The organism is Vibrio profundum, from assembly GCF_050337555.1.
Lineage (GTDB): Bacteria > Pseudomonadota > Gammaproteobacteria > Enterobacterales > Vibrionaceae > Vibrio > Vibrio profundum.
Map to the genome: position 1 here is coordinate 225,379 of NZ_JAKJTA010000005.1, position 23,630 is coordinate 249,008.

Annotated in this window: 15 protein-coding genes and 1 riboswitch; of the genes, 5 read left to right on the forward strand and 10 right to left on the reverse strand. The window is 43.9% G+C overall.

Annotated features, from left to right (window positions below; genetic code table 11):
• Positions 1-359: 359 nt before the first annotated feature.
• On the forward strand, positions 360-4,316 hold the full coding sequence (locus L4C34_RS05420) for a hypothetical protein (RefSeq protein WP_428788330.1): 3,957 nt from the start codon (positions 360-362) through the stop codon (positions 4,314-4,316).
• Between the two features lie 449 nt (positions 4,317-4,765).
• Here the strand turns inward: L4C34_RS05420 and L4C34_RS05425 are convergent, their stop codons facing one another.
• The 6 genes from L4C34_RS05425 to L4C34_RS05450 all read right to left on the reverse strand — a co-directional run bounded on the left by L4C34_RS05425 (position 4,766) and on the right by L4C34_RS05450 (position 13,415).
• On the reverse strand, positions 4,766-5,191 hold the full coding sequence (locus L4C34_RS05425) for a hypothetical protein (RefSeq protein WP_428788331.1): 426 nt from the start codon (positions 5,189-5,191) through the stop codon (positions 4,766-4,768).
• A 375-nt stretch (positions 5,192-5,566) separates the two neighbouring features.
• Positions 5,567-6,349: a PhzF family phenazine biosynthesis protein gene (locus L4C34_RS05430; RefSeq protein WP_428788332.1), complete on the reverse strand. Its 783-nt coding sequence runs from the start codon at positions 6,347-6,349 to the stop codon at positions 5,567-5,569.
• 99 nt (positions 6,350-6,448) lie between these two features.
• Positions 6,449-7,930: a carboxypeptidase M32 gene (locus L4C34_RS05435; protein ID WP_428788333.1), complete on the reverse strand. Its 1,482-nt coding sequence runs from the start codon at positions 7,928-7,930 to the stop codon at positions 6,449-6,451.
• A gap of 275 nt (positions 7,931-8,205) precedes the next feature.
• Positions 8,206-11,307, reverse strand: a complete 3,102-nt coding sequence (locus tag L4C34_RS05440) for an efflux RND transporter permease subunit (protein WP_428788334.1) — start codon at positions 11,305-11,307, stop codon at positions 8,206-8,208.
• Entirely contained in the window at positions 11,300-12,382 is a 1,083-nt protein-coding gene (locus L4C34_RS05445) for an efflux RND transporter periplasmic adaptor subunit (protein WP_428788335.1), read from the reverse strand. Before L4C34_RS05445 ends, L4C34_RS05440 begins: the two co-directional genes overlap by 8 nt.
• A gap of 1 nt (position 12,383) precedes the next feature.
• Positions 12,384-13,415, reverse strand: a complete 1,032-nt coding sequence (locus L4C34_RS05450) for an efflux RND transporter periplasmic adaptor subunit (RefSeq protein WP_428788336.1) — start codon at positions 13,413-13,415, stop codon at positions 12,384-12,386.
• Positions 13,416-13,782: 367 nt separating this feature from the next.
• Here L4C34_RS05450 and L4C34_RS05455 point away from each other — a divergent pair, with 367 nt between their 5' ends.
• Entirely contained in the window at positions 13,783-14,433 is a 651-nt protein-coding gene (locus L4C34_RS05455) for a LysE family translocator (protein WP_428788337.1), read from the forward strand.
• Positions 14,434-14,515: 82 nt separating this feature from the next.
• Here L4C34_RS05455 and L4C34_RS05460 read toward each other — a convergent pair whose 3' ends face one another.
• Both L4C34_RS05460 and L4C34_RS05465 read right to left on the reverse strand, forming a co-directional pair.
• Positions 14,516-16,066 carry an HD domain-containing phosphohydrolase gene (locus L4C34_RS05460; RefSeq protein WP_428788338.1) on the reverse strand — a complete coding sequence of 517 codons (1,551 nt, stop codon included), beginning with the start codon at positions 16,064-16,066 and terminating at the stop codon, positions 14,516-14,518.
• Positions 16,067-16,266: 200 nt separating this feature from the next.
• On the reverse strand, positions 16,267-17,631 hold the full coding sequence (locus L4C34_RS05465) for an alanine/glycine:cation symporter family protein (RefSeq protein WP_428788339.1): 1,365 nt from the start codon (positions 17,629-17,631) through the stop codon (positions 16,267-16,269).
• A gap of 112 nt (positions 17,632-17,743) precedes the next feature.
• Positions 17,744-17,872, reverse strand: a riboswitch (glycine riboswitch).
• A gap of 347 nt (positions 17,873-18,219) precedes the next feature.
• On the opposite strand from L4C34_RS05465, the gene L4C34_RS05470 reads away from it, so the two are divergent.
• Complete coding sequence (locus L4C34_RS05470) at positions 18,220-18,378, forward strand: hypothetical protein (protein WP_428788340.1); 159 nt, start codon at positions 18,220-18,222, stop codon at positions 18,376-18,378.
• 20 nt (positions 18,379-18,398) lie between these two features.
• Positions 18,399-19,148, forward strand: coding sequence for a chromosome partitioning protein ParA (locus L4C34_RS05475; RefSeq protein ID WP_428788341.1), 750 nt, complete (start codon positions 18,399-18,401; stop codon positions 19,146-19,148).
• A gap of 43 nt (positions 19,149-19,191) precedes the next feature.
• Here L4C34_RS05475 and L4C34_RS05480 read toward each other — a convergent pair whose 3' ends face one another.
• Positions 19,192-21,141 (reverse strand): ATP-binding protein, encoded by a 1,950-nt coding sequence (locus L4C34_RS05480; RefSeq protein ID WP_428788342.1) that lies wholly within the window; start codon positions 21,139-21,141, stop codon positions 19,192-19,194.
• Between the two features lie 122 nt (positions 21,142-21,263).
• On the opposite strand from L4C34_RS05480, the gene L4C34_RS05485 reads away from it, so the two are divergent.
• Positions 21,264-21,998, forward strand: coding sequence for a substrate-binding periplasmic protein (locus L4C34_RS05485; RefSeq protein WP_428788343.1), 735 nt, complete (start codon positions 21,264-21,266; stop codon positions 21,996-21,998).
• Positions 21,999-22,104: 106 nt separating this feature from the next.
• On the opposite strand, the gene ribA is transcribed toward L4C34_RS05485, so the two are convergent.
• Positions 22,105-23,166: a GTP cyclohydrolase II gene (ribA, locus tag L4C34_RS05490; protein WP_428788344.1), complete on the reverse strand. Its 1,062-nt coding sequence runs from the start codon at positions 23,164-23,166 to the stop codon at positions 22,105-22,107.
• Positions 23,167-23,630 lie beyond the last annotated feature (464 nt).

Consider the following 23,630-nt stretch of genomic DNA (forward strand, 5'->3'; position numbering starts at 1 on the left):
TACCCAAGTTTTTCATTACGGTAAAATATGTCGTGCCATATCATAATACCAAAATTTTCTTATTTATTCGTGGAGGGTGGCTATTCCTAGGTGTCATATATTAACTTGTATTCATGTTTAAATTACACGCAATTAGTATAGAAGGTAGATCGGTGACTCATACCTATATTATACATCAATTATATTGCGTGAATGTTTATAGTGAAGGAGGGTTGGGTTATTTAACCCTTTTCCTGAAATTAACTCTCTGTCGAAAGATTACAATAAATTAATCATAAACACGCGATGGAGCCCACAACCAAACCATTACATTGATTGGTTTTTAATTATATATGTCTGATATATCAAAAATACAAAAGATGAGAAGCCAAATTTTCAAACGTCTTTCTCGTCTGATCCCAAACAAAACCATTGTTGGAAAAGAACTTGGTCAATTTGATCACATAGTGTCTCGCCGAGCTTTCTTAGGTAGCGCTGGAAAGCTGACTGCTTTAGCGGCTTTGGTTGGGTCTGGGCTTCCTCCATCTGTTTGGGCCAATACCAACCCAAACTATCAGGTCGATGAGCCAGATTTACAGCTTACAGATGCTGAGAGGAGTGAAGTGACAGCAGCGTACTCAATGACGCTAAATGGCGAGTTAATGGATGAACAGCTTACTTTGCAAAATGCGGCGATGTTTAAGCAGTTTGATGGTCGCCATGCCATGATAAATGGCATCGCATCCACTCCTTATATCCAAACGATGCCCGATGAGTCGGTGAATGTGTCTTCATTGATTCGCGGGGAAAGTGAGTTGTTAGGGCTCGATGAACACAACAACCTTGTCCATATGTATCGAGATCCAGATTCGGGCCATGGGTTTAAACAGCGGGTAGAATCCCTTGGCTTACCAAACGCTGATATTATAGAATTTTTTGTTTTACCCCATCCAGACAACGGTACGATAATTGATGGCTGGATTGTCGGTCACTGGTCTGCTTGGTGCATCATCAACGATGGTTCAGTGTTTGCCTATAACCGTACGCTCAAAATAAACAGCAACGATAGCAGCCAGAGACAAGACTCTGGTTGGAAAATCGACGGATATTTCCTATTACTGGTACCTCATCCGGCATTAATTAAAGATATAGTTTACGGGGACGGTCTAAATCAGAACCCTTGTGTTCATTTCTTTCAACCACCTTCTAAACAGCATGGTCCCGATGCCATTTCAAATGTTTTCTATTTCCATGACCTCAATTATGTGCTCGCAAACCCTGAGATGTCGAGCATGCAACGCACCACTTATAATTGGAAAAATAAAGATACGCATTTCAACACCTTAAATCAGCTACGTTTAGTGTCTACAGATAAGGAAACCCAGCAATTCACCTTTATAAACTTTGTTGGGCAAGATGCTTCTGAGCATTTCTATAAAAGTTACGTAGCTCAATGGGATGATCCTGCTTCACTTATGCAGTCGGGTGTTTGGTCATTTGGAGAAGCCAAAGAAGAAGAAGAAGAAACCTATACCAACTTTTGGACTATGGGACAAGGGACCTATAAAGTCTATCCCGCTCCTTGTTTTCAAGGTCAGATCAGCGCTATATTGTGTGGAAAGTCGATTTCCAATCATAGTAAGATAGTGAACAGCCAGATCACTTTTCCTGCACCTCATTCTTCAACCTATAGTAAAGTTGGGTTAGCGACCCTTACAGGACCTAACAACACCACTTCTGATTTAAATCCGATAGTACAAACTAATCACGATGGGATACAAAGTCTGCTATTCCAAGATGATGCAGGTAATGTGTTTCAGCGTCGGCAAAACTGCCAACGTCAAGAGCCTAGTGATATTTTGAGCCCATTTGTGGCAATAGAGCCGAAAGGTGAGTTAGATACTTGGTTTGAACCTGAATGGCAACAACTGGATAAGTCTTGCATCGGCTTTGTCGCCCCCTTACTGACTGGGCAAGATTGTGAATATCTAGTTGCTAAGCTTTCTTCAACTACTCAAGCGGTCGAATACCATTCTACTCAGGTGACCAAATTCAGTCTTACCGCACAAGAAGAAACCATTATGGTGCCAATGTCTGAAGCTGCTATTGAAGCTAATGCTGATAAAGGCCAACAACAGATAACCGATACTTATTACCACGCCGAGATCAATGTGTTGAATGTGTATGGCTGTTCAGTGGGTTCAAATCAACCAATTGAAATAAGAAGCTCTAAACCTGTACGCCTGATCGACAATAGTACGGGAAGAGGACACTCCATTAGTCGTGATACTAGTGCGATACTGTACACTAATGCCGCTGGAAGAATTGTGGCTTCGATAAAAGCGACCGATTTCAAGTCGCCAAGCCTATTTACCCGCATTTACGACACCAATAATCAATTGGATAACCAGAAAATACAACTGAGTCAAAGCGGTGCCGACCATTCGTGGCATGAATTGAACCCAGATTTAGATGCTCACAAAAGGCTTGCAAACCCAAGTCATACAAACGCAAAAAGCTTGGAGCAAGCTGGCTTGCTCTCTGCTAAAAATGCCACTGCAGCTAATGCCAAATTACTGCAAACCGCTGGCAGTAGACTCACAGAATTGTCACCTACGCCAGCACCCAATTCATCGTTGATAGCACAGCCTGACTCTCAAGTGATCAACCCGTTACAACACATCAGCTATATGTTCCCTAACCTATCTGATACAGAACTGACCACCTTGTCTGGATCGTGGACGTTAGATTTACAGAATCGCTCATTGAGTGAAGGGTATTCTGAAGAGGTCGGTAGTTTTTTCCACAGTATTGGTCACTTATTCCACCATATAGTCCACTCGATAGAGAAAGGCGTTAAAGCCGTGATCAATGGTGTTGCAAGAGCCGTGACCAAAGTGGCTTTGTCAATCGAAGATGGTTTTCGTATTACCTTCCAATATGTCGGCGGGGCGGTTAGCTTTGCCTTAGATACCATTGAACATATTGCGAAGGCAATTGTGTCTGTCGTTACAACATTGGCGGATGCAGCAATTTCTGCGGTGAAAACTCTGATTAAGTACATAAAGCTACTATTTGACTTTAAAGATATTCTGGCTTTATCTCGTAGTATAGAAAGCGGTTTAAAAAATCAAATATCTTATGTGGCCCAAGAAAGTTATCAATGGTCGCAAGATATAAAAATTAAATTCTCTAACTTCGAACAAAACATCGAAACTGACATTGATAAGTTGTGCCAACGGTCGTTACCGAACATAGAGAAAAGCAAACCTTCAGTGAACAACTCCTGTGTTCACAATTTCGTATTGAACAAGTTTACTAATGCGGCACAAGCATCAGGTTCAACTCAAGTAACACAGTGGAATGATTCAGACGAACTATCCACGAACAGTTTGAATAGTTTAGTCGAGTCACTCGTGGGAGATGTCCTTGTTGAAGGCATTGCCGTTCCTGAAGATATGGTAGAATCGCTGTTCGACGTGATAGTGAAAGGGTTTGATAAGTCGGCGCTAGATAGTGTGTTGCAGGACCAAAAAACCTTACTTCGCAATGGCTGCAAAATAACTCAGGAGACAATTGAAGGGCTAGCACAAATCACACAATTGGGCGAAGCTATTGCTATCTCCGCTGTTAACAAGAAAGTCCCTTTCCTTAGTTGGCTGCTAAAATTGTTTGGTTTAGAGTTGACTTGGGGCAATCTGACCGCCTTTATGGTGGCGTTTCCTTTACACACTATGTACGCCTTTGAAACCGGGCATTCATTGAAATCAGTGACGTTCAATACTGGTTCCTCAACTTTTGAAAGCTTCGTAGATAGCCAAGGAAGCGCCATTTCTCCTCTTACCACTGGTTATATTGTCACGAGTCAAATAGCGATCATATTAGATTGTATGAGTAGCTTTGGAGGGCTCTCTGCAGATGAGTTTGGTCTCGCTAAATCGCAAGTGAAAATACTTCAAGGAATTTTTGGGCTGACAAAAGCCATAGATACTCAAAACCAAACGGTAGTGGGGTACCTATCTCCAGTAAGCTCATATATTCTTACGGTTGTTGCACTTATCTTGTCGGTGAAGACTTTCTACCCTAAGCAAAAATCAGCTTTGGCACTGCTTTCATTTCTGGTGAAACTAACGATATCTATTGTTATCTCCATTGAAAACACTCAAAAAAGCACAGCTTCTGAACTTACAAAAATAAAAACCTACCTAGATGCTTTGGCAAGTATGGGAGATGCTATTCTGAAAGCCCAAGGCAACAAAAATGAAGAAATGATCTTAGAAGTGGGGGCGGTAAAAGAACTATCTCTAGCCGTATATATTGCCAAAGCTTTCTCGTAACAAGATTAGCTGACCTAGTTATGGTTCAATCGAATAAAAAGTGGGCTAATCCAGGTTTTTCCTTCTATCTCTGCTGAGAGTGAGGACGTATATTTCATTTCAAACAGGGTGATTCAGCTACGCTGGAGAAGTTTATTTGGGGCACTCAAAATATACTTATCATTTGAAAGTTAATATTTTGTGCCCCATAACAAGTCAGCCAAGTTGGTTGGCTATATGGTACGACGGCTGACTTTCCCTTATAAATCTAATCTTGAGCAATCTCAGCTGGCAGATATTATTTTTGCTTAATGTCATCGAGATCGTGAGATTATGAGCGTTAGCTTAATCTTCATTTGTAAACCTCAATCCAAGAACTTATTGAGTAAGTGATCTCCGCATCTATCTAGAGGAGGACGCCCATCATTCATTGACGGACGCCTCGGGTAATTCACATTGTCCGTTCTTAGCTATAAATGATCTAAACCACTTACTTTCCAAGTGCCTACTTGCGACCAAACTAATGTAATATCTCCTTCATGTTTGCTTTCTGAGCCCAACCTCACTTCGTTATCCTGGCCTCTGAACTTGGCATAAACGATGTTTTCTTGAAAGTTTTGGCCAATACCACACTTGCCAATTTTCATGGTCACCATTCCAGTATTATTTATAGGGAATGGGTCAAGGTGAGCAACCTTATTATCTCCGTCACATACTTTTAATACACGTATGTATACGAAATCTTTCCCGTCTATATCTCCCGCATTACATTGTGTGTAAACAGGGTGTCCATGACTACCACCTGGTACGACACAAAGAAGATGTACGCTTGTTGCGGCATTAGCTATGGCGGATATTGTTGATAGAGATATGATCAGTAGGATATTTCGCAACATTATTTATATAAACTCCATTTAATAGTTTTTAACGTGCGGTAATATTCCACATCGGCATATTGGGGTCAATTCAAATTAAGGACTTGTTGCAAAAAATGGTGTCGGAGTACATTAAATTGTGATCATTTTTTCCGCGTGTCATTCAATTAAACTAACATGCGTATGTCCAAAAATAAGCTTAATCTGATTACACTTTATTGTCGGCGTTTAAGCTTATTCGTACAGCTCTACGAGAAAAAACGACCAAACATTAGCTAGAAGGTGAGATGTACATCATCTGGAATAGCTGCGTTTTTGATCAAGGGCTATTGTCTACCGACACCTATGGCGTTGTATTGACTATATCGACGAATAGAAGGCGTTTGGAATATAGATTTAGGACTCAGGACACAATTGTAGGGAGTTTGAGAAACACAGCTCAGCTTGTGCCGATAATAGAAAACGATCAGAATCAAGGTGAGAAACGGTAAACTCGCCACCTGCGCTAGAAAGTTGCCGAACAGTTAAGTTTTTCATGCCAAGTTTTCTAAACCAATAGGGAGCGAGTGAGCATTGCGCCGATCCAGTAGCGGCGTCTTCGTTGATGCCAATCGATGGGGCAAAGTAGCGCAAAACGTATTCGCTTTCGCTACTTTGTGCGGTGATAATGAGCGCATGAAATTGAAGGTTGTCACGTAGCCAAGTGATATCCGGTTTGAAGTCAATTACTGCTTGTTCTGAGTCCAAAACGAGCACCAAATCTCGGGTGGTGTAGGCTTCAACGAGATTCTTCTTTGGCCAATTGAGCAGTAAATCTTCTTCGGCAGGAGTCCCTGACCACGCAGGGAATTTCATCTCAAAGCCCTTGTCTTGTTTTGTAACGGTTATGTCGCCGTATTTACTTTTGAGGTGGACCGCTGGTGCTTCATTTTGATTTAAAAGCGCCGCGGCTGCGCCGAGCGTGCCGTGCCCACATAAATTGATTTCGCTATCAGTGGTAAACCAGCGAATAGCATAATGGGAAGATTGAGGAACAACGAAAGCCGTGACAGGCTGATTGATGTTTGCTGATATTTCCAGCAGCTCTGGTGTTGTCAGCCACTGATCTAGCACAACGACACCACCTGGGTTGCCAGATGCGTGTTTGCCACAAAAAACATTATAAATAGAGTAGTGCACGAAATTATCCTTATTTCAGGTGAGATAGAGAAGAGAGGGAACTCATCAGTGAAGTAGCGCCAGAGTAGACTGGCGCACTGGAAGCTAGATCACTGAAAACTATAGGTAACGGTTCTCTAAATGGCGTTTAAAGTGCTGCGCATTGAGAGTTTCGCCTGTCGCCTGCTTCACTAATTCGTCTGTGGAGAGTAGGCTGCCTTTGCTCCAAATGTTGTCGGAGAGCCAATTAAAGATAGATGTGAGATCGCCGCTTTCAATTGCTGAGTCGACATCTATCTGACTTTTCATTGAGGCCATAAATTGGGCTGCGTAAATCGCGCCTAAGGTGTAGCTCGGGAAGTAACCGAACGCGCCATCGGTCCAGTGGATATCTTGCATACAGCCATTGCGGAAGTTCCCTTGTGTCGACAAGCCAAGATAAGTTTGCATTTTTTGATCCCACAGCTCTGGTACATCCTTGTATGTGATGTTGCCATTGATCAAGTCGCGTTCTATTTCGTAACGCAAAATGACATGAGCTGGGTAGGTGAGTTCATCAGCATCGACGCGGATATAGTCTTTCTTCACGCGGGTATAGAGCTTATGTAAGTTGTCTTTTGCTAACAACTCTTGGCTAGATCCAGCGAAGTGTCGCTGAGCAAGCTGAGATAGGTGCTGAATGAATGACTCGCTGCGGCCAAGCTGCATCTCAAAAAAGAGTGATTGAGATTCATGGATACCCATAGAGCGCGCTTCACCGCTTGGAATTCCTGAAAGGGTCTTTGGTAGCCCTTGCTCGTAACGAGCGTGCCCTGTCTCGTGGACTATACCCATCAAAGATTGGACAAACTCGCTCTCATCGTAGCGGGTGGTGATTCGCACATCCGAGCTTACGCCGCCACAAAATGGATGAACACTTTCATCTAATCGTCCGTGGTTAAAATCAAATTTCAGCAGCTTCATCACATCTAAACCAAGAGACTTTTGTTTCTCTGTGGCAAAGCGGCCTTGAGGCTGTATATATGACTCTGACGATTGTTTGTTTATCGCCTGATTGACCATATCGGGTAGCCAAGTTTTCACATCGCCAAATAAAGTATCTAGAGACGCTGAATTGGTGCCAGGTTCGTAAATATTCAGCATGGCGTCGTAAGGCGAAAGCCCTGTTGCTTCGGCACGAAGCTGCGCTTCTTCTTGAGAGAGTTTGACGACTTCTTGCCAGTTTTTGCTAAAACCCGCCCAGTCATTGTCGCCACGTTGGCTTCGCCATGCATGCTCACACTTGGAGCCAGCGAGGGATTTTGCTTCGACCAATGCTTCAGGCAAAACAGTGGTTTGCTGCCATTGGCGTTTTTGTTCCCGCAGTGAAGCTTGGTCTTGGCTATTTAAGGTTTCTTCTTCGGCTTCGGCGAACCAATCTGCCAGTTGCGGTTGAGTCATCATCGAGTGAATATGTACGGACAGTTCAGCCATCGCTTCAGAGCGAGCCTGATTTCCGCCTGCTGGCATCATGGAGGCGGCATCCCAACCACATATTGCTGAGAGATGACTAAAACGAGATATTTTTTTAAAATGCTGGGTGATTTTTTCGAATGCAGACATTGAAAGCTTCCTTTATCCGGCGGTATATCATTGAATATGGTTGGGTTAGTGGCTACGGGTTTATATGGCTCTATAGTTCGAGTGTATCAAGCGCTTTTGTGCAGGCCAAGAGCCAAGCCATTATCGTTATGTGTATTAGGCGGCTTTGGCTGATAAATGAAGGGCATGTAACAGTTTGTAAGGAAAAATGGGCCTGTAAGGAAAAGAAATGGGTTTGTAAGAAAAAGGGGCAGATTTCTCTGCCCCTCGAGTCGATTGAATATGGCCAATGACCGCTAGTTAGGAACTTGGATGCGGTGGAATAGCCGGTAGAGGACTGGCACAACGATCAAGGTGAGTACAGTAGCGAAGCCTAGCCCGAACATAATGGTCACCGCCATTGGCTTGAAGAAGATATCCGGTAGTAGTGGAAGCATACCAAGCACGGTGGTAATTGCTGCCATACAAACCGGACGCACCCGACTGACGGCGGCATCGACAACTGCATCATAAGCGGGTTTACCGGAGTGGATCTCTATCTCAACCTGATCGAGAAGCACAATACCGTTTTTAAGCAGCATCCCCGATAAACTGAGGAAACCGAGTAAAGCCATGAACCCAAACTCGGTATTAAGTGACAGCAGACCGATGGTGACGCCTATGATGGCGAGCGGCACGGTGAGCCAAACAATCACAGGCTCCTTGACTGTTTTAAATAAGAGCACGGTGACGATGAACATGAATAGATAGCCCATTGGCATGCTGGTAAACAGGCTAGCTTGTGCGTCTCCAGATGATTCATATTCTCCGCCCCATTCCAACGAATAACCCGGAGGTAACGGAATCGCTTCAATGAGTGGCATTAAACGCGCTTGCAGCGTTGCAGCGGTTTCGTCGCCAAGGAGGTCGGGATCGGCCATGACGGTTAACACGCGCTTGCGGTCTTTTCTCACCACAATGGGATCTTCCCAGAAAAAGTCGTAACCAAGTGCCACTTGTTGAATCGGTATGTAGTCGTTTAGCGCTGGGCTCCAAATATTAATCCCATCGATATTACGAATATCAACTCGCTCTTCGTCGGGAAGGCGAGCAACGATAGGTAGCAGAGTTGTGCCTTCACGGTACAAGCCTATCGCTTTTCCGCTGAATGACATGGCTAAAAAGTCATCGACATCTGACTTCGTGATCCCATAGCGGCGAGCTTGGCTTTCGTTGAACTGCGGCTCCAGAACTTTAGTGCGCTCACGCCAATCATGACGAACGTTGGTGGCGTTCGGATCTTGGTGCATGATATCTATGACTTGCGCCGCTATCTTACGGAGTGTGGTGGGGTCTGAACCGATAATCCTAGCTTCGATTTTCGCGCCACTTGATGGCCCTAGTAAGATTTGCTTAATCTTGTAATGCAACTCAGGGTAGGTTTTCTCAATATGTTCACGAACTTTTTCAATTAAAGGGTGGGTTGCCTCATAGCTATCCACCCGTGCGGTAATTTCTCCATAGGCTGCGTAGCTTTTTTCTGGTGTATAGGTGAGCATAAAACGAGGTAGCCCTTTACCAGCAGTTGTCGTCACATGTTCTACGTGATTCTGCTGACTGATCCATGCTTGGATCTCGTTCAGCTTTTTACTGGTGGCTCGGATATCACTGCCTTCTGGCATCCAAACATCGACTTGGAACATAGGCGTGGTCGAAGAAGGGAAGAAGGACTGCTTAATAAACGTAAAGCCATATAAGCTGACAAATAGGCAAACAATAAGAAAGGTTACGGTTAACCAAGCCCGTTTCATACAAAAGACCAAAAAGTTCCGGTACGCAGTAAATAGAAAGCCGCCATACAAGTCTGCGTCTTCACCTTGGTTCTTTATTTTCATACCTTTAAAGAAAATATCGGCAAAGAATGGCGTTAGTGAGATGGCAGTGAACCAACTGAGCATCAAGGAAGTGAGGAGCACGATAAATAAGGTGCCACAATACTCACCCGTTGCGTCATCAGATAGGCCAATGGGAGCAAAAGCGGTAATCGCAATCACAGTCGCGCCTAACAGTGGCCATTTGGTTTGTGTGACAATATCGGTAGCGGCTTGCAGCCTCGTTCGCCCTTTTTGTGTACCGATCAATATGCCTTCCACGATCACTATGGCATTATCGACCAGCATCCCCAGGGCAATAACTAAAGCCCCCAATGATATTCGCTGTAAGTCGATGGCAAGGAACTTCATGAAAATGAAGGTGCCCAACACCGTGAGTAGCAAGATTAAGCCAATTAGGAAGCCTGAACGCAGCCCCATAAATAGCAGCAATACCACGATAACGATAGCAACGGCTTGAGCTAAGCTCACCACAAAACCGTTGACGGACTTTTCTACTTCATTCGGCTGACTGTATATTTTGGCAACATCCACGCCGACAGGCTGCTGTACCTTGAGTTCGGCTAAGCGCTTATCGATACGTTTACCCACTTCTACGACATTCACGCCACTGGCAAAAGAAACACCGATGTTTAACGCCAGTTTGCCGTTGAAGTTGATCAAGTTGTCGGGGACCTCAACATAGCCCCGTTTTATACTGGCAACATCGCGCAGGTAAATAAGACCTTCTGCGCCGCTGTCGGTAACGATTAGATTGCCGAGCTGGTTAACGTTTTGAAATTCTCCCGAGGGTTGAATTCGAATGTACTCGTTGCCTATCCGTGTTGCGCCCGCATCTCCCACAGTATTTTGGGTCGAAAGTAAGCCGAAAACGGTATCGGGGGAAATACCAAAGCTGCTGAGTCTTTTCATTGACGCTTCGAGGAATACTTGCTCCTGCTGGGTACCGCTGACCGTGACTTTACCGACACCGTCCACTAACTCGAGTTCGCGGCGTAAGTAGTCGACGTAATCAAGCAATTCTTTATAGCTGTATCCATCTCCCGTAACGGCGAATAGGATTCCGTACACGTCGCCAAAATCGTCGATGACTTTGGGCTCGAGTACTCCGGGCGGTAAGTTACGCTTTTGGTCGTTGATTTTACGTCTAAGTTCGTCCCATATCTGAGGTAAGTCGTCAGGCCCATAGTTATTTTTCATCGATACCGTGATCTGGGAGAGACCGCGGCTAGAAATGGAGTTGACCTTATCTACGTAGGGGAGTTGTTGAATGGCCTTTTCCAGTGGGTAGGTCACTTCTTCTTCCACTTGCTGGGGCGTTGCTCCGGGGTAGGCCGTGACAACCATGGCATCTTTGATAGTAAACTCTGGGTCTTCCAATCGACCTAGCCCCAGAAATGCTGTTACACCACCAATCAGGAATATCAGTGAAATCATCCAGCTTATAACGCGGTTGCGAATGAAGTACGCGGCAATGCCAGTAATATTGTCGTCAGGTTGAGGTGTTGGGGTATTGTGCTCACTCATCGTTTTCTCTCTCTGATATGATACTGACTTTCATGCCATCACGTAGCTTGTCGATACCGGCAGTGACGATGATATTGCCTGAATTGAGGCCACTCAATACTTGCAATTTATCTTGAGTAGCGACCCCTATGCTGATGGGATGTTTTGATACCGTGTCGTCGGCATTGACTAACCAAACGAACTTGTTGCTTCTGTCGAGTGCGTCGCCGTCGGAATTGAACACGGCTTCAATGGGGACGAAAACCCCCTCAGTCAGAGCAATGGCTTTACTTGTTGGGCGTGACGCGCGAATTTGCATCGCCATACCATCGAAGATCACTTCTTTTTTAGGCATCGGCATGCTAAAGGTTAGGGTGAAAGTCCCGGTTGTGGGATTGGGCTCAGTCGTAAATTCCTTGATAATCACTGGGTAAATATTTCCACTGGGAGAGCGGACACTGGCATCCACTTTAGATAGCATTTCAATGGTTGGTCGATGTGTGAAGACGCGATCAGCCACCTGCACGACCACATCTAGGTTATCCAAACTTTGCAGATTCAAAACCGGTTGACCGATTTGGACATTTTCATATTGCTCAGCATCGACTCTCGACACGATGCCATTGTATGGCGCTTTTAGCTTGGTAAAGGAGAGCCTAAGTTTTGCTAAACGGAGCTCGGAAAGAGCGATGTCACGCTCGGCGGAAAGTTCATCAAATTGAGATTTAGCGAGTAGACCTTTTCTTACTAACGGTTTAGAACGTCTAAATTGCTTATTAATCACGGAGTATCTGGCTTGGGCGTTATTGACATCCAGCTGGTAGTCCTTGGGATCGACTTGCGCGATTACTTGTCCTTTTTTGACTTTATCGCCTTCTTTGACGCGTATGCTAGTGACCTCTCCGGTAACACGAAAGCTAAGTTGGGACTTTGTGGCAGCATTAGCGACAGCGGGAAAATAAATCGTCCCGCTTGATGATAACGTGTTGAGTTTGGTGACTTTCACGTTCGGTTGATACACCTTGTGTTCAGGTGCTTTTCGTTCACACCCTCCTATAAGGAACAACACAAAGATCAGTGCAATCCATTGCTTCATATTAAAGTCCTCTTTCCTTCACCCATTCTCGAATACGCATATTGGGTTTGACGGCATTGACGCCAGCGACGATGATTTGGTCACCGTTGTTTAGGCCCGACAACACCTGATTGTCTTGGTTGAGCTCAACGGAAACTTTTTCGCTGATCCCTTTATTGTTTACTCTCCAAACACTGATACCGCCTTTGTTATCCATAATGGCGCTTGCTGGAATGGAGGTGGCTGATTTACTGGTTAGCAGAACTTCAACATTTCCAGACATGCCAGGCAATATCCCGATATTGGTTGGGCGCTTCATGATGAGGGTGACTTTGTATCCGCCAGTTTTCGGATCGGCTTGGGTGCTGATTTCTTGAAAGGTGAGGGGGTAGTGATTGTCTGAGAACGCGTCAAAGGTCATGGTAACTTTGGCGTCTTTAGCGTTACCAAACTGAGATAATAGGTAATCGGGAAGCTGGAAAAGCACTTTGAGCAACTGCTCAGATTGAATATTCATCACGCCTTGTTTTGCGTTTACATATTGGTATTCATCAGCGTCAATGTAAGAAATCGTACCATCATAGGGAGCGGTGAGCTTGGTGTAACTTAGGTTAGCTTGCGCTTGCTCTAGGCTGGCCTTCGCTGAGTTCAGGTTAGCCTTGGCTTGATCAAAATCTTGATCTGAAATGATTTTGCTTTTGTGTAGCTTCAATGACCGCTTGAATTGCACATTGGCTAACTTGTAACTCGCCGCTGCTTGCTTATTCAGTAAGGTATATTCATCGGGGTTGAGAGTCGCGAGAAGCTCACCTTTACTGACATGCTGACCCGATTGTACGGCAATGGAGTCTAACTCTCCCGATACCCTGAAGGTCAATGCGGCCTTGTCGCCTGCTTCTGAAATAGCGGGAAAGCGCCTTTGCAAAGGTTGATCGCCTACCGCGACGGTGAGCAATTTTGCGGGCCTAGATTCTGGCTCTGGGAGAGTGGTTTCTTTCTGATTGCAGCCCGCTAATACTAGTGCGCTTAACAAAACAGCGATTCGCTTACTCATAAAATTCATCCATAAACTTTCTATTTGAATAAGATATTGTGTTCAAGTGACGCTAGGAACTTTATCTACGTGGCATAGGCTTAAGAAAACAACTCATGCGTTTTGATGTTACTTAGGTATACAACAGTTTAGTGCAAGTTATGGTTGGTGTAATTGATGTGCTGAGCAGTTCTCTTCAATATAAACAATGGCCTTGTTAGTAGTGGCAACTAAGCCATCTATTCGCGACTACTATTTTCAGCGAGGTGACTTGTAGTAAACGGTTGTTTTATCGTGTAATCGCAGTTATTTTATCTTCTCACGCGAGCAGCTCGATGCTATACCGCTTACCCATAACTTTTACCCATAACTTTTACCTATAGGGAATGTGACATTGATAGAACATATCCACGCATTTTTCATTGCCATCATTATTTTGACCCTTACTCCTGGCTTAGACACTGCGCTCATTATCCGTAATACGTCGCGAGCAGGTTTCAATGGCGGCGCAATCACCAGCCTAGGGATTTGTAGCGGTTTGTTTGTACATGCGACGCTATCTGCTATTGGTGTGTCTGCAATTTTAGCTCAGTCTGCACAGATGTTTTCCGTCATCAAAATAATCGGCTCACTGTATCTAGTGTGGTTGGGTATTAACGGGTTAAGAGCAACAATTAAGGGTACTCCAACATTGAAACTTTCTGGTGGGGAGCAAGTGCAGAGTAGTCGCTTGAAGTATCTACGAGAAGGGTTTCTATCAAATGTATTGAACCCTAAAACTGCCGTTTTTTACTTGGCATTTTTACCTCAATTTATCAATCCACATGGCTCAGTGCTGTTGCAATCTTTGGCTATGGCGTCGATTCATTTTGGCATTGCAATGATTTGGCAGTGTGGTGTTGCAGGCGCGTTGGGTTCGGCTAAAAACTTGCTCAAGAACTCCAGCTTTATGCGTTGGATGGAAGGCACAACCGGAGTTGTATTGGTCACGTTAGGCTTGGTGCTCATGTTTGAAGAATCCCCAAGCAATATCAGTTAATAGAAAATACTAACGACGTAGTTGGCGACCAAAGTTCATAGCGCAAAAGGCCAGCAATTATGCTGGCCCTTAGCTTATCGGTTTAATGGTGGATATTTGACTGATTCATGGGTTTAGGACTAAATTGTTCGTTGATACTAATCGCGACATCTAAGTTCTCGAGCAGGGTATCGACGATATGTGCGTCGAGGTGTGTCCCGCGCGATTCTTTCATCTGTTCAATCACATCTTCCATAGGCCACGCGGGTTTATACACACGTTCATGGGTCAGGGCATCGAAGACATCAGCAACGGCAATGATACGTGCTTCAATACTGATCTCATTTCCCTTGAGCCCGAGAGGGTAACCCGTCCCATCTATTTTTTCATGGTGTTGATGAGCGATAGTTGCAGCGGTTTGCAATATGCTGCGTTTTGACCCAGCTAAAATGTTATAGCCTATTTCGGCGTGGGTTTTCATCACTTCCCATTCCGCTGGCGTGAGTTTACCCGGTTTGAGTAATACCGCATCTGGGATGGCAATTTTTCCCACATCATGCATAGGAGCGGCTTGGCGAAGTAGGTTCGCTTTGTCTTCTGAATAGCCGAGCAATTTACATAATTGGTAGGCAAGTTCAGAAAGCCGTCTTACATGGTTAGCCGCCTCTTGTGAGCGGGACTCGACTACGTCGCCTAGACGATAAATCAGCTCGCCTTGGGTATTAATGATTTCTTGCCCGAGGAACAAGTTTTCAAACGCAAGACTTACACTGTAAGAAAAAATTGTTAACAATTGGCTTTCAAGATCGGTGATTTTTCTAGCGCCCTTGAGGTAGAGCAAACTAACGGCACCTGAACTAGTGGCAAAATACCCGATGAAGACATCATCTTCGATGATGCTTTTTTTTGCGGCAATGGCTTTGTCTAAGTATTTTTTGACGTCATCACTCACTTGCTCTGCTTGTTCACCGATGTGCGCCAAGATTTGGTAGTCGCTGCTGGGGTTTTCGTGCAGGGTTGCCAATCCTCTAACACTGACCAACATGCTTTGATCATTCATTCTCAATAATGACAATACTTGCTGTAAGATGCCATCAGAAAAGGCTTTGAGCGTATGCTGTTGGAAAATAACCGCGGTCGATTGGATGACCCGTTCTAGCCCTTGTCGATAGTTTTCTTCGAGCTCACGAGATTGTTCTACTTTAACAATGTCGCGGTAAGAGCGGATAGCCGCATAAACGGTGGTAAAGAGTTTTTGGCTACTTAACTCTGTTTTTTCTTTGTAATCATTGATGTCGTAGTTGGTGATGACCTCTTGCTCAGGTGCCTGACCTGGTTGGCCAGTCCGCAGCACGATTCGAGTAAAGTGGTTGCTTAAGTCTTCTCGGATCCAGCGGGCGACTTCCAAGCCGGCATCGTCTGTCTCCATGACGACGTCTAAAAACACCAGAGCCACGTCTGGTGTAGTGGACATTTTTTCTTTAGCCTCCGCGCCAGAATAGGCATGAATAAACTCTAAAGGTCGATCATCTAATTTGAACCTTTTAAGCACCATCACCGAGACTTGGTGTACATCGGGTTCATCATCTACTATCAAAACCTTCCAAGGTAACTGAAAAGGCTCATCAAGCTCTCGTAGAAGATTTAAAGGCATAATCCGTCCCTAACTTTTATACAATGCACCTAAGCCCGTGTGCGGTTGAGTTTTAAAATTATTCTTTGTATTCACCTTATTGGTATAGATAAAAAAGCGGATAACTACAAGTTAGAGTCTGTTATTGTCTAAAGTCTCACTAGAAACTGGTATTGCCAGCACAAACTCTAACTTTCCCTCCGTTTTTTCAGAAATTTGGCCTATATACCGTGTATTTCTGCCCGTTCTTTTTGCCCGAAGTACGCTTGGGTTTCTCGTCTCACGACATGGCGAAGGGCTAACAAGCCAATTAAGTTTGGTATTGCCATTAGGCCGTTAACTATATCTGCAATCACCCAAACAACATCTAAGTGTAGAAAAGACCCGGATGCAATGAGAGTGATGAAAATACCTTTGTACCATTTCACAGCCTTCGTCCCGAACAGGTAGACAACGCATCGCTCCCCATAGTAGTGCCAGCCCAATATAGTCGTGAAGGCAAAAAAGGCGAGGCCAGTAGCCAGCAGAATAGGCCCATAGGTTGCGCTCAATCCCACCGAAAAAGCTTCACTGGTCATTGCCGCGCCACTGAACCCACTTTGCCATGCGCCAGTGAGAATCAACGCCAAGCCCGTCATAGTACAGATAATGATGGTATCGAGGAATGTACCCGTCATGGAAATTAACCCTTGCTTAGCAGGGGAGCTCGTTTGGGCTGCAGCGGCAGCAATCGGGGCGCTGCCTAATCCTGACTCATTGGAAAACACACCGCGTGACACACCAGCTTGTATTGCGAGCATCATCGCGCCACCAAATGCTCCACCGCCAATGGCTTGGAGGTTGAATGCAGAAGATAGCACCAGTTGAAAAGCAGCGAGCAATTGGTCGGCTTGCATGAATATGATGAGGAGACACATGACCACATAGAAAACGGCCATAGTCGGCACCACTTTCTCAGCCACTTTCGCAATAGATTTAATTCCACCTATGGTGACCAAGGCAACAATCAAGGTGAGAGTAGTTGCTATGATAGGGGTAGGCACACCAAACGATAGAGTTCCGGCACTCACAATTGCATTTACTTGAGGAAAGGTGCCGATCCCAAAGCAGGCGACTGCCAATGCGAATACCGAAAATAATATCGCGAGCGGCTTGGATTTGAGGCCGTCTTCGAGATAATACATCGGCCCGCCCAGCATTTGTCCGTTGCTGTCTTTACGGCGATATTTTACCGCAAGTAAACATTCAGCATATTTAGTCGACATGCCAAATAGTGCGGCAATCCACATCCAAAATAGAGCACCAGGCCCACCAAGTTGTATTGCAGTGGCGACACCCACAATGTTGCCTGTCCCTATAGTGGCAGACAGTGCCGTACACAAAGCCGAGAAGCTTGAGACATCACCTTGTAAGTCATGATCATCACTCTTTCCAAACACTAACTTCAGTGCGGTGGGCAAATGACGAATTTGGATAATGTTGAGTCGAAAAGTAAAATAGATACCAGTACCCACAAGCAATATGAGTAGCGGTGCTCCCCAGATAAAATGATCGATTGCCTGTAATGTCGGTAGGATGTGGTTCATGGTTTCCCCTTAAAAAATAATAAAGATTAAGGAGAAGAGCGAAAATACGTCGCTACACGCATAGAATATAAGCGCGTGACGGTTCAAAATATCAAAAAAGATATTGCGTGGTTTTCACTCCTCTGTCCTTTTGCCTGAGAGTTTCACTTCGGCTTAAATCACACCTCAACGGTGAGTGTATTTAGAGTCAAAGCTTGCTCCTTCGGCGACTGATTTAACAGTTCTCTCCAGAGTTTCCTCCAACAACAGTCCTCGCTATCAATTATGTTCGATAGCACCTGAAAGATTTACTTCTTCGGTGGGCTCACACTGAGTGCGTGCCTCTCTCCTGCTGTTTTCATCGGAAGCCATACTCATTGCGATGGGCATGGTTGGATCAAATACGTGATGTAAATTTGATTTTGTGAACTCTATCATCTTTTTTGGGCGGGTCAATGGGGATTTGAGCGTATGGTCAATATCGGTAAACTTATCGCGTTATTACATAGCCCTGATGGTTTATCATGATTTCAGTATAGAATTATAATATGCGTCGACGCGTCGCCCCACCGAATTGAATGCGGCTTATCTCAGCATTAAGGATTTGTGATGACAAGAATAATTGCGATTGTTTTGCTAGCAGCGTTGGCGTATTTATTGGTTCGCTACCGCACCAATGAAAAATTACAAAAAAGCGTTGTGATTATATTGGGTTCCGCACTTTGCGTGTACACCACATATGTCGTGATTTCTGAATTAATGCGATAAACATGAAGTAGGAGCTGGATTTGAATACAGGTACGGGAATGGGCGAGCAAGATGAAGATGTTGTTGTCATTGAGCAAAGGGATAAGCGTACCTACGTTTATCTTGCTCTAGCACTTGTTATGGGATTGGCAATTGGTGGACTCGCGGGCTCAAGCGTCACATTAGGTAAATGGAAAGAGATGTATCAAAGCCTGCAAAAAGACTATCAGACGTTGGAGCAAAGTAATGCTAGCTTGAACGCCAAAGCGAGCCATCAGGTTGAGCAAGAAGACGCGGATAAAAAATCGGTAGAGGCAATGAACAAGGCCCTAAAGACTCAAGAAGATAAATATTTGCAACAGATAGCTAAGCTGAAAAACCAGATTACTGAAGTTGAGAAAGTAAACCTATCTCTTGAAGATACCGTCGCGCAGCAAAAAGTGAAATTGGATGGCGCGCAAACTAAGATCAGCAAGTTAGACAGACAAACGGATATGCAGGCAACAATGTTTGATCACGCTAAGCAACTGTTCCAACGCGAACTCAAAGTAAAGCAAGAACTGTCTGCTTTGGAGACGGAGAGGGAGCAGTTAGAGCCACAAACGCAAGCCCTGAAAAAAGAGTGTGATTTATATTTAGCGGGAACATCGTGGAATGCCAAGTCAGACTCTTGCGATAAACAAGATCAAGCGAACTCTAGGCTGAGCCAAGTTGATCAGGAGATTCAACTACATCGCTCGGACTTAAAACAGATTCAGTCGCTCACTGATAATCTGGGTTTAGCTAAATAAATGGCAAGGGGATTAAGCCGTTGTGGGAGTGGCAGGGTGTAGATCACTGCTTACTTTTTTTATGATGCTTTAGTGACTCTGAGTTAGGTAGAGCAATAAATTTTTGCAATGATTTTTTGAGGTCTTCGGCGGTGAGCGGCTTGGAGATAAAATCATTCATACCGACATCAAAGCAGTGCTTTCTGTCTTCGGCCACGACATTGGCCGTTAGAGCGATAATTGGCACTGTTTTCATCCAACTTTCTTTGCTGCCCCTGAAGTATTGCGTTGTTTCATAACCATCCATTTCCGGCATGTGGCAGTCCATTAGGATGAGGTCATACTGTTTTAGTTGGCACATATCAGTGGCGATTCTTCCATTATTAGCGACATCACCATGCAGCCCTAGATTATTGAGCATGATTTGCACAACTTTTTGATTTACGTAAGTGTCTTCTACTATTAAAACTTGCGGGGTTCCATCCGGTTGGTGGAACCTTTCTTCTTCACTTAGCGGGGCCTCCCCACTAGAGCTCGTTGGAAAGTTGCAGACATTCCGCTCAGGGCTGATTCTGATTGGAGAATGCTGCAAGTTATTAGTATCTTCTTGCTGAGAGACAGGGAGTTCGATGACAAAAGAGAACTGGCTCCCAAGCCCAACGTGACTCACCACACAAATTTCTCCACCCATCATGCTAACAATTTCTTTGCTAATGGCTAAACCTAGCCCTGTTCCGCCGTACTTACGGGTTGTACTACCATCGGCTTGCTGGAATTTCTCGAAAATATCGTCAATCTTGTCTTCTTCGATACCAATACCGGTATCTTTAATCGAGACCTCTATAGACGCACTATTCGGATTACTATTATTCAATTTGATATCGAGATGAACAGACCCTTTTTCCGTGAATTTCACGGCATTATTGAGTAAATTGCTGATAACTTGGGAGAGGCGTGTAGGGTCACCAACCAAGCACGATGGGATATTTGAATCAATAGAACAACAAAACTGTAGGCCTTTCTCTTGTGCTTTTAATGTGAAGAGATCGGCTTGATGTTGGGTTAAATCAAGCGCGTTAAAGGTTATGCTTTCTAAAGAGAAATGACCAGCTTCAATTTTGGAGAAATCAAGAATTTCACTGATTATTTGAAGCAAATTTTGTGATGAAGTGGTGAGCACTTTGAAGTATTCTTTTTGTTCTTCTGTCGAGTCTAATTCTGCAAGCAATGAAGATATGCCAATAATACCATTCATTGGCGTACGAATCTCATGGCTCATATTGGCAAGAAACTCACTTTTCTTTTGGTTCGCGATTTCAGCTCTTTGTTTGGCGTTAATTAATTCGTTATAGTTGCTTTCTAATTGATTAACGGAAGCATTGTATTTACTCGCTAAAACGTCTATTTCGTCATTAAATCTTCTATTTGGCAATGTAACCTTGCTTGGAATCACACCTGAAAAGTTAGCCATTGCGTCTGACAAATGCCTAATGGGAAGAACGATTAGCCTCATGATGACAAAGAGAAGTACGCCAACAACAAAAAACGTTTCGACTATGGTCATCAGCAATACCAATAGAAAGCTGTGGACCAAATTTGTGTAAATACTATCTAAGTTTGTTTCTATTGTGAGAGTGGCAAGCTGATAGTTTTTGTCACCCATTGTGTGATTTAGTTTCCAGACGGTGGTGAATTTATCTCCTTCGACTTTTGTTCCAAATATCGTAGATTCTCCAAGGTTATCGTCAAGTCGGAGATAAGCGATATTAGGGTTTTGTAAAAGGCCTGATAATGAACTAGCAAGCTGTTCGCTATCTTCGACCCACATAGCTTGGCTAAGACCGCTTTTATTGGTTGACTCAAGTTGCTGCATATCTTCTTTCAACTCTTTCAACTCTTTTTGGTAACCTACGTAGAAACTGATTGATGCGCTAACGAACGCCAGAAAAAAGCTGGTGATGATCGTTGCGATCACTAGTTGCTTACCTATACCTAACCAACGCTTATTCTTCATTTGCTTCATATGCAATGTGTTTACTTTATTTTGCTGCTATCTTAAACATAGTCAGTATTAATGACTTGTAAATAAACATTGACAAAACGGAGGTTGTTATGTGGGCGATATCTAGAGGATTCATGGTATGGATACTATTATCTGTTAGTTCAATAGCATCAGCGCAAACTATCAATTATTACGTCATTTCTAAACAGGCACAACCATTTCAAATCGAAGAGAAAGCGAAAAATCATTCCGGCATTGTTACAGATGTGGTGAATGCTATATTCGAGAAAGGGGACTATGACATCGCGTATCATACGTATCCGTTCAATCGGATGATCAGCATTCTTGAATCTGGTGGAGAAAGAAACTGGATAACTTACGGCAGCCCGGATTGGGGGAGTGTCCAAGCGGAAAATTTATCAGAGCTCCCAATTTATACGGTTAGGCACGCCTTGGTAATGAGCAAAACGGGTGAGTTTGAATTTGAAGGAATGCAGTCACTGAATGGTAAAGGTGTTGTGCTGTTGCATGGTTTCGATTATCCGCAGTTAGCGCCTTACATTTCGTCGGGGGAAGTTGAAGAAATTAGAGTAAAAAACTACAAATCGGCATTTAAGGTGGTGGCACGAACTCCAGGAGATACGGCTTTCATTGAAATGTCTTCACGTGTGAAATATAACCTCGACAAGTTAGCGTTAAATAGTAGAAATTACAGCATCCAAGCATTTAGCCAGGTGATTCCAGACTATAAAATTTACTTAGCGTTTGATAAGAATATGGATCCCACTTTGCAGTCTTATATTAATCAAAGACTGGCAGAGCTAAAAGCCTCGGGTGACTTAGACAATATCATTAGCAAATATATCTAGCATTAAATAATAGAGAGAAAGTAGAAAACAAGATAACCGAACCAGTTGCTTGGTTATCTTGTTCCAATCTTACTTTCTCTATATACACTGATTGTTTTATATAAACTTATTGTTTTGCATTGATAAAGGTGGCATCAAACATATGGCCTAATTTCGTCGCTTTAGTCTGTAAATAGTTTTGATTGTGGGGATTGTTCCCTTCTTGTAGTGGCACTCGCTCAATCACGTTAATATTGGCTTTTTTCAGAGCTTTCATCTTTCTAGGGTTGTTAGTCATAAGGCGAACGGCATCGATGCCTAGATAACCTAAAATACCTTGGCAGAACTCATAGTTGCGCATGTCGGCGGCAAACCCTAGCTGTTCATTAGCTTGCACCGTATCAGCGCCTTGGTCTTGCAGATGATAAGCCCTTACTTTGTTGGACAAACCGATACCTCGCCCTTCCTGACGCAGATAAAGCAGGACCCCAGCCCCTTCATCAACAATATTCTGCAGCGCCTTCGATAGTTGGAAACCACAGTCACATCGAGCACTAAACAGTGCATCACCGGTCAAACACTCAGAATGAAGCCTGATCAATGGAGCTTCAACGGTATCAAGATCGCCATAGACGAGCGCGAGGTGTTCCTTTTGAGTTGCGTGTTCGATAAACGCATTCATTTGAAACGTTCCCCACTGAGTCGGTAACTTGGCCGCATCAATGAAGCTGACTAAGTTATATGGCTTGGTTTTCTGTAACGTATTCCGTACATCCATCAGTATTCTCCCTAGGACATTATTTCCTTTACCATTGCCTCCATCCCCCCAAAACGCATCTTTATGAGAATGCTCTTTGAGTTCGGTATTACCAGTGTTGATTAGGCGATATCCTAGTTGGGGATTCTGGGCAAATTTTTCTTTGATGATAGATTCCATAATATTGACGCGAACATCGTTCCAATCTGGCCGAGAGTGCTCCTGATATTTTCTGCTCAACGCAAAGGCTATATCTGGAGTTTTCGCACTCAATATTTCTTGGCGAATGATCGCGTTCGAAAACTTTTGGGCTTGATAGTAGTGTTCACTTGTAGGCCAAGTCGTTCCTGATATTTTTATGTTTGCAGGATAAAAATTCGACAAAAAACCGTGTGATTCGAACGGTTCATAAAAAAGGATAGGATTGTCCATTTTTAGCTCCTGACGTTGGATACTAGGTGGGTGCTTGATTGCACTTCATCAACATTCTTATGCATCTACATGTTTAAATTTAGTTAGTAGCATGATACTCGTCAAATAAATGCATAATTGTAGTGAATGATTATTTTGGCCGATTGAGACGCAATTTCTCGCTAATCTGTTGTTCGGTTGAGAAGTTTTAGAACGAAATCGACGCAGAAGAAGTGGTGACTAAATGCAAGGGAAGGCTGTCAAGCGCTAGATGCAAATAGTTCTACAGCATAAGAAATGAAATCGTTTACACCTGTAACATGTCTTGAACCATAGGTGTCCTTAAATAGAAAAATTTTTAATGATGGATTAATGCTCTGTTTTTTGAAAAGGATTTCATGGCGGTGATATCCAGTACACTCAAAGTCGATGTCGGGAGGCAGTGTAAAACATTTGTTTCACATGAATGGGTAGCCGTTCCATAC

Bases quoted from the DNA above. Each gene is read 5' to 3' on its own strand.
- L4C34_RS05440 (WP_428788334.1), bottom strand. From the start codon at position 11,307: ATGAGTGAGCACAATACCCCAACACCTCAACCTGACGACAATATTACT.
- L4C34_RS05470 (WP_428788340.1), top strand. From the start codon at position 18,220: ATGACAAGAATAATTGCGATTGTTTTGCTAGCAGCGTTGGCGTATTTA.
- L4C34_RS05435 (WP_428788333.1), bottom strand. From the start codon at position 7,930: ATGTCTGCATTCGAAAAAATCACCCAGCATTTTAAAAAAATATCTCGT.
- L4C34_RS05460 (WP_428788338.1), bottom strand. From the start codon at position 16,066: ATGCCTTTAAATCTTCTACGAGAGCTTGATGAGCCTTTTCAGTTACCT.
- L4C34_RS05450 (WP_428788336.1), bottom strand. From the start codon at position 13,415: ATGAGTAAGCGAATCGCTGTTTTGTTAAGCGCACTAGTATTAGCGGGC.
- L4C34_RS05420 (WP_428788330.1), top strand. From the start codon at position 360: ATGAGAAGCCAAATTTTCAAACGTCTTTCTCGTCTGATCCCAAACAAA.
- L4C34_RS05425 (WP_428788331.1), bottom strand. From the start codon at position 5,191: ATGTTGCGAAATATCCTACTGATCATATCTCTATCAACAATATCCGCC.
- L4C34_RS05445 (WP_428788335.1), bottom strand. From the start codon at position 12,382: ATGAAGCAATGGATTGCACTGATCTTTGTGTTGTTCCTTATAGGAGGG.
- ribA (WP_428788344.1), bottom strand. From the start codon at position 23,166: ATGGACAATCCTATCCTTTTTTATGAACCGTTCGAATCACACGGTTTT.
- L4C34_RS05485 (WP_428788343.1), top strand. From the start codon at position 21,264: ATGGTATGGATACTATTATCTGTTAGTTCAATAGCATCAGCGCAAACT.
- L4C34_RS05480 (WP_428788342.1), bottom strand. From the start codon at position 21,141: ATGAAGAATAAGCGTTGGTTAGGTATAGGTAAGCAACTAGTGATCGCA.
- L4C34_RS05465 (WP_428788339.1), bottom strand. From the start codon at position 17,631: ATGAACCACATCCTACCGACATTACAGGCAATCGATCATTTTATCTGG.